This is a genomic window from Pseudomonas sp. FG47 (assembly GCF_057809115.1).
Map to the genome: position 1 here is coordinate 20,881 of NZ_JBMDJI010000050.1, position 10,554 is coordinate 31,434.

The window sequence follows — 10,554 nt, forward strand, 5'->3', positions numbered from 1 at the left end:
CCCGCCCTGCGATGAGGCTGGCATAATGTCCGCCTGTTCAGGCGCTATCGCGGGGCAAGCCCGCTCCCACGCCGTCACTGCCCGAAGTACAGGATTAATCCCATGCGTGTATGGATCGATGCCGACGCCTGCCCCAAGGCGGCCAAGGACCAGATCGTCAAGTTCGCCCTCAAGCGCAAGCTGGAGGTGGTGATGGTCGCCGGCCAGCCGCAGATCAAGCCAGCTTTCGCCTGCGTGCGGCTGATCGTGGTGCCCAGCGGCATGGACGCGGCCGACGACTACCTGGTGGAAAACGCCGAGCCTGGCGAGTTGGTGATCTGCAGCGATGTGCCGTTGGCCGATCGCTTGATCAAGAAGGGCGTGGCCGCGCTGGACCCGCGTGGCCGCGAGTTCGACGAGCGCAACATGGGCGAGCGCCTGGCGGTGCGCAACCTGTTCACCGAGCTGCGCGAGCAGGGCCAGGTCGGAGGCGGGCAGGCGCCTTATGGCGAGCGTGAAAAACAGGCGTTCGCCAATGCGCTGGATCGGATCCTGACCCGCCTGTCCAAGGCCTGACGCTATCCTGGAAGCATTCGCCTAGCCTGTGGGAGCGGCCTTGTGTCGCGATGGGGCGCGTAGCGGCCCCAGGATCTCGGCATCATGCAAAATCGCCGGGGCCGCTACGCAGCCCATCGCGACACAAGGCCGCTCCTACAGGGACCGTAGCAGCCATGGGCCTGCGCTTTACCTGTAGGAGCCGGCTTGCCGGCGATGAGGCCGGTACGGGCAGCACAAGACAGTTGCCCTTACACCAGCGTTTATCAGTCGTTCTCGTGGGTCAACTCCAGCACCCGGTCCACCAGCTTGTAGATGCCGCTGGCGGCTTCGCTGATCGACTTCGCCTCCATGTAAGCCGGGGTAGTCACCAGCTTGCGCTGCACATCCTCGACGATGTCATGCACATCGCATTCTTCATGGGTGCCGCCCATCTTCACCACGGCCGCCGCGGTGCTGGCGTCCTTGCCGATGGTGCAGACCACGCCTGGCCCGTAGATCTTCGCCGCCAGCGCAGGCGAGATGCAGATCAGGCCGACCGGTTTGCAGGCATCGGCGAAGGCTTCGGCCAGGGCCAGCACATCCGGATGCACGCTGCACTTGTCGCCTTCGACGGCAAAGTTCGACAGGTTCTTCGCCGCGCCGAAACCGCCGGGCACGATCAGCGCGTCGAAGTCCTCGGCCTTGGCTTCGCGAATGTCCTTCACCTCGCCACGGGCAATGCGCGCCGACTCCACCAGCACGTTGCGCGCCTCGGGCATCTCTTCACCGGTGAGGTGGTCGATCACATGCATCTGCGCGATGTTCGGCGCGAAGCACTGCACCTGGGCGCCGCGCTGATCCAGGCGCAGCAGGGTGATCACGCTTTCGTGGATTTCGGCGCCGTCGTATACGCCGCAACCGGACAGAATCACCGCAACTTTTTTCGTCATGCTCAATACTCCAGTGTCGAGGCGCTAAATGTCCTCTAGTTTGGCAGATGTATCCATGGGATTTGCCCTGCGTCGGGCCTAATCTTCCTGGATAACCTTGGAGGTGGCCGTTCATGGACCTGATTCTGCTGGCCGTGCCGTTCTTCTTCGTGCTGATCGCGGTGGAGCTGCTCGCCGACCGCATGCGCGGGCGCAGTAACTACCAGCTCGCCGACTCGATCAACAGCCTGAGCACCGGCGCGCTGTCCACCAGCACCGGGCTGCTGACCAAAGGGGTGGGCCTGGTCACCTATGCCGTGGCCTGGGAGCACCTGGCGCTGCTGCGCCTGTCCGCCGATGCCTGGTGGACCTGGTTGTTGGCCTTCGTGCTCTACGACCTGTGCTACTACTGGCTGCACCGCCTCGGTCACGAGCGCAACGTGTTGTGGGCGGCGCACTCGGTGCACCACCAGAGCGAGGAATACAACCTCACCACCGCCCTGCGCCAGACCAGCAGCGGCTTCATCTTCTCGTGGATCTTCTACCTGCCGCTGGCGCTGTTGGGCGTGCCGCCGCTGGTGTTCATCACCGTGGCCTCGCTGAACCTGTTGTACCAGTTCTGGGTGCACACCCGGCACGTGCCCAAGCTGGGCTGGCTCGAATGGATTTTCATCACGCCGTCCAACCATCGCGTCCACCATGCGCAGAATCCTGTGTACTTGGATCGCAATTACGGTGGGGTGTTCATAATCTGGGATCGGCTGTTCGGCACCTTCCAGGAAGAAGACGAACGCGAGCCGGTGATCTTCGGCGTGACCACGCCGCTGGCCAGCTGGAACCCTTTGTGGGCCAACCTGCAGTTCTATGCCCAACTGTGGCACGACGCCCGGCGTGCCAACAGCTGGTGGGACAAGCTGCGTATCTGGTTCATGCCCACCGGCTGGCGCCCGGCGGACGTGGCGGCGGCTTATCCACAGGCCAAGCAGGACCTGGCAGGTTTTCGCAAGTTCGCCATCCCGCTGGGCGGCGCGCAGCAGCTGTACGTGACCGCGCAGTTCGCGGTCTATGTGGCGTTGGGCAGTTACTTGATGGATTCGGCCGAGCGGCTGTCACCCGCGGCCCTGGTACTGGGCTGGACGCTGATGGCGTTCGGCTTGTTCGTGCTTGGCGCGGCGCTGGAGGACCGGCCCTGGGCGCGGTGGCTGGAGCTGGCGCGGCTGCTGTCGAATGCGCCGGCGCTGTACCTGGCCGGCGCGTTGGGCTTAGCGCTGGTCACGCCCCTGTTCTGGCTGTTGCTCCTGGGCTATAGCTTGCTCAGCCTCGGCGGCCTGGCTCTGTGCCGCCGCGCGACGCTCGGCGCGGCTGTTGCGAAAACGCCGGCGCAGCCACAGCAGCAGGCCCAGCACCAGCAGGCCGCCGAGCACCCATAGCTCGTACTTTTTGATGCTGCCCAGCATGCCTTCGAGGATCGCGCCGAAGTGGTAGGCGGCCAGGCCCAGCGCCAGCGCCCACACCGCGGCGCCGATACCGTTGAGCAGCAGGTAGCGGCGTGGCGGGTAGCCGGACAGGCCAATGGCCACCGGCATCACCGTGCGCAGGCCATAGACGAAGCGGAAGCTCAGCACCCAGATATCCGGGTGGCGGCGAATGTGTTCCAGCGCGCGGTCGCCCATGGCCTGCCAGCGTGGCTTGCGGGCGAGGATCTTGCGCCCGTGGCGGCGGCCCATGAAGTACCACAGCTGGTCGCCGGCGTAGCTGCCACAGAAGGCCACCAGCACCACCAGCTTGATATCCATGTACTCGCGGAACGCAAGAAATCCAGCGAGCACCAGGATGGTCTCGCCTTCGAAGAACGTGCCGAGAAAAAGGGCAAAGTAGCCGAAATCGTTCAGGAATTGTTGAAGCATTTTCTGGCGTGCTGGCGAAATGAACGCGCAGCCTACCCCTTCGGGCGCGTTGGGGAAAGTGTCCAAATGTGTCTCGACGTGAACATTTCCTACAAGGACAATGACTGCGGCCACAAGTCGCAGGGTTGCCTCAGGGCGTAACACAGGCGTCATAATGGCCGCTTATAACTGTCGCGCTAGCCCGCCTGCGCGGGCTCAGGAGTCTGCCGTGAGCTTTACCCCCGCCAATCGTCTGTTTCCTGCTACCCGTCTGCGTCGCAACCGCCGGGACGAATTTTCCCGTCGTCTGGTTCGCGAAAACACCCTGACCGTCGATGACCTGATCCTCCCGGTATTCGTCCTCGACGGTGAGAACCGCCGCGAAGAAGTGCCTTCCATGCCGGGCGTCGAGCGCCTGTCGATCGACCTGCTGCTGGAGGCCGCGCAGGGTTGGGTGGAGCTGGGTATTCCGGCGTTGGCGCTGTTCCCGGTGACCCCGACCGAGAAGAAATCCCTCGACGGCGCCGAAGCCTGGAACCCGGACGGCATCGCCCAGCGCGCTACTCGTGCCCTGCGTGCGCGCTTCCCGGAACTGGGGGTGATCACCGACGTCGCCCTCGACCCATTCACCACCCACGGTCAGGACGGCATCCTCGATGAAGAGGGCTATGTCCAGAACGACATCACCGTCGACGCCCTGGTGCGCCAGGCCCTGTCCCATGCCGACGCCGGCGCCCAGGTGGTGGCCCCCTCGGACATGATGGACGGCCGCCTCGGCGCGATCCGCGAAGCCCTGGAACTGGCCGGCCACGTCAACGTGCGCATCATGGCCTATTCGGCCAAGTACGCCAGCGCCTACTACGGCCCGTTCCGCGACGCGGTCGGCTCGGCGCTGAACCTGGGCAAGGCCAACAAGGCCTCCTACCAGATGGACCCGGCCAACAGCGATGAGGCCTTGCACGAAGTGGCCACCGACCTCGCCGAAGGCGCCGACATGGTCATGGTCAAGCCGGGCATGCCGTACCTGGACATCGTTCACCGGGTCAAGACCGAGTTCAAGGTGCCGACCTTCGTCTACCAGGTCAGCGGCGAGTACGCCATGCACATGGCGGCGATCCAGAACGGCTGGCTCAGCGAGGCCGTGATCCTCGAATCCCTCACCGCTTTCAAACGGGCAGGCGCCGATGGCATCCTGACCTATTTCGCCGTGCGTGCCGCTCAATTGATGAGAGGGCAGTAACGCCCTCCAGGAACGTCAGATGAATAACGAAGTGCTAACCCCTGTCGAGATCAAGGACGCCCAGGCCGTGCCCGAAGAGCTGGTACAGACCCCGCCCGACCTGCCTGCGGCCCCGGAGCCGGTGGTAGAGCCCGCCGCGCCCGCACCGACGCCAGCTCCGGCGATCGCCGTGCCGAGCCTGGACGACAGCAGCCTGTACATTCATCGCGAGCTCTCGCAGCTGCAGTTCAACATCCGCGTGCTGGAACAGGCGCTGGACGAGTCCTACCCGCTGCTCGAGCGCCTGAAGTTCCTGCTGATCTTCTCCAGCAACCTCGATGAGTTCTTCGAGATCCGCGTGGCGGGCCTGAAGAAACAGATCAACTTCGCCCGCGAACAGGCCGGCGCCGACGGCTTGCAGCCGCACCAGGCGCTGGCGCGGATCAGTGAGCTGGTGCACCTGGAGGTGGACCGCCAGTACGCGATCCTCAACGACGTGCTGCTGCCGGAGCTGGAGAAGCACGCCATTCGCTTCATCCGTCGCCGCTACTGGACGCCCAAGCTCAAGACCTGGGTGCGGCGCTTCTTCCGCGACGAAATCGCGCCGATCATCACCCCGATCGGCCTCGACCCGACCCACCCGTTCCCGCTGCTGGTGAACAAGAGCCTGAACTTCATCGTAGAGCTCGAGGGTGTCGACGCCTTCGGCCGCGACTCGGGCCTGGCGATCATCCCCGCGCCGCGCCTGCTGCCGCGGGTGATTCGCGTACCGGAAGAGGTCGGCGGCCCCGGCGACAACTATGTGTTCCTGTCGTCGATGATCCACGCCCACGCCGACGACTTGTTCCAGGGCATGAAGGTCAAGGGTTGCTATCAGTTCCGCCTGACCCGCAACGCCGACCTGGCGCTGGATTCCGAGGAGGTCGACGACCTCGCCCGGGCCCTGCGCGGCGAATTGTTCTCCCGTCGCTACGGCGATGCAGTGCGTCTGGAGGTAGCCGACACCTGCCCGAAACATCTGTCGGACTACCTGCTCAAGCAGTTCAGCCTGAGCGAGAGCGAGTTGTACCAGGTCAACGGTCCGGTCAACCTCACTCGCCTGTTCAGCATCACCGGGCTCGACAGCCACCCGGAGCTGCAATACACGCCTTTCACCCCGGCGATCCCCAAGCTGCTGCAGAACGCCGACAACATCTTCAGCGTCATCGGCAAGCAGGACATCCTGCTGATGCACCCGTTCGAGTCCTTCACCCCGGTGATCGACCTGCTGCGCCAGGCCGCCAAGGACCCGCACGTGCTCGCCGTGCGCCAGACCCTTTACCGCTCCGGGGCCAACTCGGAAATCGTTGACGCCCTGGTGGATGCGGCGCGTAACGGCAAGGAGGTCACCGCGGTGATCGAACTGCGCGCGCGCTTCGACGAAGAGTCCAACCTGCAGATGGCCAGCCGCCTGCAGGCCGCCGGCGCGGTGGTGATCTACGGTGTGGTCGGTTTCAAGACCCACGCCAAGATGATGCTGATCCTGCGCCGCGAGCAGGGCGAAATCGTCCGTTACGCGCACCTGGGTACAGGCAACTACCACGCCGGCAATGCCCGCCTGTACACCGACTACAGCCTGCTGACTTCCGACGACGCCCTCACCGAGGACGTCGGCAAGTTGTTCAGCCAGCTGATCGGCATGGGCAAGACCCTGCGCATGAAGAAGCTGCTGCACGCCCCCTTCACCCTGAAGAAGGGCATGCTCGACATGATCGCCCGGGAGACCCAGTTCGCCCTGGAGGGGAAACCTGCGCACATCATCGCCAAGTTCAACTCGCTGACCGACGCCAAGATCATCAAGGCGCTGTACAAGGCCAGCCAGTCGGGCGTGCGCATCGACCTGGTGGTGCGTGGCATGTGCTGCCTGCGCCCGGGCATCGCCGGGGTATCGCACAACATCCACGTGCGTTCGATCATCGGTCGCTTCCTCGAGCACACCCGGGTGTTCTACTTCCTCAATGGCGGCGAGGAGCAGATCTACCTGTCCAGTGCCGACTGGATGGAGCGCAACCTCGACAAGCGCGTGGAGACCTGCTTCCCGGTGGAGGGCAAGAAGTTGCTGCTGCGGGTGAAGAAGGAGCTGGAGGGTTATCTCACCGACAACACCCAGGCCTGGACCTTGCAGCCGGACGGGCGCTATGTGCGCAGCACCCCGACCGGCAACCAGAACCCGCGCAGCGCCCAGGCGACGCTGCTGGAGCGGCTGAGCAACCCGGTGTTGAACGTACGCTAGATGGATTGCTGGGGCCGCTTTGCGGCCCCATGGGCCCTTCAGTGCACGCTAAGCACGAAGTTGACCCGCGTCAGCCATTCCGCCTCGTTGGCGAAGTCGGCCTGGGTCAGCGGGTGCTGCTCCAGCCAGCCCTCGGGGAAGACCACGTCCAGGCTGTTGTCGCCGGCCTGCAACACCACCTTGGGCATCTGCTGGGTACCGCGGATATGGTGGAACAGGATGGCGAAGCGCAGCAGCACGCATAGGCGGATCAGCTTGATGCCTTCGTCGCCGAACTCTGCGAACTTGTCCTTGGGGATGTTGCGGCGGTGGCCGCGCACCAGCAAGGCCATCATCTGCTGGTCCTCGCGGGAGAAGCCGGACAGGTCGGAGTGCTCGATCAGGTAGGCGCCGTGCTTGTGGTAATGGTAATGGGCGATATCCAGCCCGACTTCGTGAATTTTCGCCGCCCAACCTAGTAGATCGCGCCAGTTTCCCTCCTCCAGGTCCCAGGCCTTGGCCACCTGGTCGAAGGCATGCAGCGCCTTGCGCTCGACCCGAGCCGCCTGGCCCTGGTCGACGTGGTAACGCTCCATCAGCGAATTCAGGGTACGTTCGCGCACGTCTTCATGGTGGTGGCGGCCCAGCAGGTCGAACAGCACGCCCTCGCGCAGGGCGCCGTCACAGTGGTCCATGCGCGCCAGCTCCAGGGCATCGAAGATCGCTTCGAGGATCGCCAGGCCTGCAGGGAAGATGGTGCGGCGGTCGGGCTTGACCCCTTCGAAGTCGATCTTGTCGGTCTCGCCGAGTTTGAACAGCTTGCGCTTTACCGCTGCCAGGCCCTCGGCGTTGACCTCGCCGCTGCCTTGGCCCATGGCCTTGATCGCCGCGGCGATGGCGCGGATGGTCCCGGACGAGCCGATGGCCTCGTCCCAGGTCAGGCGGTGCAGGGCATTTTCAATGCTCATCAGCTCCAGGCGTGCGGCGGTGTAGGCTTGGGCATAACGCGCCGGGGTGATCTTGCCGTCGCGGAAGTAACGCTGGGTGAAGCTCACGCAGCCCATTTGCAGGCTTTCGCGCAGCAACGGTTCGAAACGCTGGCCAATGATGAACTCGGTGCTGCCGCCGCCGATATCGGCGACCAGGCGCTTGCCGGGGGTGTCGGCCAAGGTGTGCGAGACCCCCAGGTAGATCAGGCGCGCCTCTTCGCGGCCGGAGATGACCTCCACCGGGTGGCCGAGAATGGCTTCGGCGCGCTGGATGAACTCGTTGCGGTTGCGCGCTTCACGCAGGGCGTTGGTGCCGACGATACGCACTGAGCCGGCCGGCATGCCGTTGATCAGCTGGGCGAAGCGCTTGAGGCATTCGAGCCCGCGCAGCATGGCTTCTTCGCTGAGCCGGCGTTCGTCGTCGATGCCGGCGGCCAGCTGCACTTTTTCCCCGAGCCTCTCGAGAATGCGGATTTCCGTGTGATGGGCCTTGGCCACGACCATGTGGAAACTGTTGGAGCCAAGGTCGATGGCGGCGATCAGGGACAGGTTCTTCGCGGTGGTTTGCGGCATGATCTGCAAGTTCTCGGTCGTTAACCCGGCAATCGTGCCACGATCATGGGCATACGCCAACGCGCGGCACTGCAAGGCTTGATGCATGGCAATGTCATAGCGATGTTATGACCGTGACATGACGGTTTCGATTCGTGGCGTCTTGCACAACTATAGATACACTCAATCGTCTGTGGCTTCCTGTAGGACGAGGGTGCAGCTATGATGGGCAACGTTTTTTTGCTTACGACCTGGAGATATCCATGAGCAGCGATCTTATCAAACACGTCACCGACGCCAGCTTCGAAGCCGACGTACTCAAGGCTGAAGGCGCGGTGCTGGTCGACTACTGGGCTGAATGGTGCGGCCCATGCAAGATGATCGCGCCGGTTCTGGACGACATCGCCTCTGAGTATCAAGGCAAGGTGACCATCGCCAAGCTGAACATCGACGAAAACCAGGAAACCCCGGCCAAGCACGGCGTACGCGGTATCCCGACGCTGATGCTGTTCAAGAACGGCAACGTCGAGGCGACCAAGGTCGGCGCGCTGTCCAAATCGCAGCTCAAGGCGTTCCTCGACGCCAGCCTGTGATGTGAACAAGCCCCGCAAAAGCGGGGCTTTTCTTTACCTGTCGTAGGCAAATTCCCTATTGTGCGGCGTGCCGCGGGCTCTGGCCTATCCAGGCGGATAGCCCCGGAAATCAATGGGCAAAACCACTAGACGTCGAAAAAAGCAAGTGTTACATTCGGCCTCGCACTGCTTCTCCAGTGCCCTCTGCACGCCGTCGCCGAAGCATCCCTAATTCGAATCAGTACGCGATCCTGTCGCCATCTAGCGGCGCGGCCTCATTAAGCCACATGCTTAATTTTTCCCTTCCTTACATGATTACGTCACTCCCCTTATGAACCTGACAGAACTCAAGCAAAAGCCGATTACCGATCTTTTGGAAATGGCCGAACAGATGGGCATCGAAAACATGGCCCGTTCGCGCAAACAGGACGTGATTTTCGCCCTGCTGAAAAAGCACGCGAAAAGCGGCGAAGAGATCTCGGGTGACGGCGTGCTGGAGATTCTCCAGGATGGTTTCGGTTTCCTGCGCTCGGCGGATGCCTCTTACCTGGCCGGCCCTGACGACATCTACGTTTCGCCCAGCCAGATCCGCCGTTTCAACCTGCGCACCGGCGACACCATCGTCGGCAAGATCCGCCCACCGAAAGAAGGCGAGCGTTACTTCGCGCTGCTGAAGGTCGACACCATCAACTTCGACCGTCCGGAAAACGCCAAGAACAAGATTCTGTTCGAAAACCTGACGCCGCTGTTCCCCAACAAGCGTCTGAAGATGGAAGCGGGCAACGGCTCCACCGAGGACCTCACCGGTCGTGTCATCGACCTGTGCGCCCCCATCGGCAAGGGCCAGCGTGGCCTGATCGTCGCGCCGCCCAAGGCCGGCAAGACCATCATGCTGCAGAACATCGCGGCCAACATCACCCGTAACAACCCCGAGTGCCACCTGATCGTCCTGCTGATCGACGAGCGCCCGGAAGAAGTGACCGAGATGCAGCGCACCGTGCGCGGCGAAGTGGTCGCCTCGACCTTCGACGAGCCGCCGACCCGCCACGTACAGGTCGCCGAGATGGTCATCGAGAAGGCCAAGCGTCTGGTCGAACACAAGAAGGACGTGGTCATCCTGCTCGACTCCATCACCCGTCTGGCCCGTGCCTACAACACCGTGATCCCGAGCTCCGGCAAGGTGCTGACCGGTGGTGTCGACGCCCACGCCCTGGAAAAGCCCAAGCGCTTCTTCGGCGCCGCTCGTAACATCGAGGAAGGCGGTTCGCTGACCATCATCGCCACCGCGCTGGTCGAAACCGGCTCGAAGATGGACGAAGTGATCTACGAAGAGTTCAAGGGCACCGGCAACATGGAGCTGCCGCTGGACCGCCGCATCGCCGAGAAGCGTGTGTTCCCGGCCATCAACATCAACAAGTCCGGTACCCGTCGCGAAGAGCTGCTGACCGCCGACGACGAACTGCAGCGCATGTGGATCCTGCGCAAGCTGCTGCACCCGATGGACGAGATCGCCGCCATCGAGTTCCTGGTCGACAAGCTCAAGCAGACCAAGACCAACGATGAGTTCTTCCTGTCGATGAAGCGCAAGTAAGCTTCCCGACCAGGCATTGAATGGGGCTGCTTTGCAGCCCAGGGGCGGG

Annotated in this window: 8 protein-coding genes and 1 pseudogene; 6 read left to right on the top strand and 3 right to left on the bottom strand. The window is 63.3% G+C overall.

Annotated elements, in window-relative coordinates; translation table 11 throughout:
* The first annotated feature begins 102 nt into the window (after positions 1-102).
* On the top strand, positions 103-555 hold the full coding sequence (locus ACODS5_RS22985) for a YaiI/YqxD family protein (protein ID WP_217851844.1): 453 nt from the start codon (positions 103-105) through the stop codon (positions 553-555).
* Positions 556-800: 245 nt separating this feature from the next.
* Here ACODS5_RS22985 and elbB read toward each other — a convergent pair whose 3' ends face one another.
* Positions 801-1,466, bottom strand: a complete 666-nt coding sequence (gene elbB / locus ACODS5_RS22990; RefSeq protein ID WP_134692874.1) for an isoprenoid biosynthesis glyoxalase ElbB — start codon at positions 1,464-1,466, stop codon at positions 801-803.
* Positions 1,467-1,648: 182 nt separating this feature from the next.
* Between elbB and ACODS5_RS22995 the strand changes: the two are divergent.
* Positions 1,649-2,206 (top strand): annotated as a pseudogene (locus ACODS5_RS22995) (sterol desaturase family protein); the annotation flags it as partial.
* Between the two features lie 501 nt (positions 2,207-2,707).
* On the opposite strand, the gene ACODS5_RS23000 reads toward ACODS5_RS22995, so the two are convergent.
* A complete protein-coding gene (locus ACODS5_RS23000; RefSeq protein ID WP_167659502.1) occupies positions 2,708-3,352 on the bottom strand; it encodes a DedA family protein in 645 nt (214 codons plus the stop codon).
* 208 nt (positions 3,353-3,560) lie between these two features.
* Here ACODS5_RS23000 and hemB point away from each other — a divergent pair, with 208 nt between their 5' ends.
* Together hemB and ppk1 are read left to right on the top strand one after the other, a co-directional pair.
* Positions 3,561-4,571 carry a porphobilinogen synthase gene (gene hemB, locus ACODS5_RS23005; protein WP_134692876.1) on the top strand — a complete coding sequence of 337 codons (1,011 nt, stop codon included), beginning with the start codon at positions 3,561-3,563 and terminating at the stop codon, positions 4,569-4,571.
* Between the two features lie 19 nt (positions 4,572-4,590).
* Complete coding sequence (ppk1, locus tag ACODS5_RS23010) at positions 4,591-6,822, top strand: polyphosphate kinase 1 (RefSeq protein ID WP_134692877.1); 2,232 nt, start codon at positions 4,591-4,593, stop codon at positions 6,820-6,822.
* 38 nt (positions 6,823-6,860) lie between these two features.
* Here the strand turns inward: ppk1 and ppx are convergent, their stop codons facing one another.
* Positions 6,861-8,363 carry an exopolyphosphatase gene (gene ppx / locus ACODS5_RS23015; protein ID WP_134692924.1) on the bottom strand — a complete coding sequence of 501 codons (1,503 nt, stop codon included), beginning with the start codon at positions 8,361-8,363 and terminating at the stop codon, positions 6,861-6,863.
* Between the two features lie 242 nt (positions 8,364-8,605).
* Between ppx and trxA the strand changes: the two genes are divergently transcribed.
* Positions 8,606-8,935, top strand: a complete 330-nt coding sequence (trxA, locus tag ACODS5_RS23020) for a thioredoxin TrxA (RefSeq protein WP_046857535.1) — start codon at positions 8,606-8,608, stop codon at positions 8,933-8,935.
* 310 nt (positions 8,936-9,245) lie between these two features.
* Positions 9,246-10,505 (top strand): transcription termination factor Rho, encoded by a 1,260-nt coding sequence (gene rho / locus ACODS5_RS23025; protein WP_011536308.1) that lies wholly within the window; start codon positions 9,246-9,248, stop codon positions 10,503-10,505.
* Positions 10,506-10,554 lie beyond the last annotated feature (49 nt).

What these genes read in the sequence shown, in the direction of transcription:
- trxA (WP_046857535.1), top strand. Translation starts at nt 8,606, where the DNA reads ATGAGCAGCGATCTTATCAAACACGTCACCGACGCCAGCTTCGAAGCC.
- ppk1 (WP_134692877.1), top strand. Translation starts at nt 4,591, where the DNA reads ATGAATAACGAAGTGCTAACCCCTGTCGAGATCAAGGACGCCCAGGCC.
- ppx (WP_134692924.1), bottom strand. Translation starts at nt 8,363, where the DNA reads ATGCCGCAAACCACCGCGAAGAACCTGTCCCTGATCGCCGCCATCGAC.
- rho (WP_011536308.1), top strand. Translation starts at nt 9,246, where the DNA reads ATGAACCTGACAGAACTCAAGCAAAAGCCGATTACCGATCTTTTGGAA.
- ACODS5_RS22985 (WP_217851844.1), top strand. Translation starts at nt 103, where the DNA reads ATGCGTGTATGGATCGATGCCGACGCCTGCCCCAAGGCGGCCAAGGAC.
- ACODS5_RS23000 (WP_167659502.1), bottom strand. Translation starts at nt 3,352, where the DNA reads ATGCTTCAACAATTCCTGAACGATTTCGGCTACTTTGCCCTTTTTCTC.
- elbB (WP_134692874.1), bottom strand. Translation starts at nt 1,466, where the DNA reads ATGACGAAAAAAGTTGCGGTGATTCTGTCCGGTTGCGGCGTATACGAC.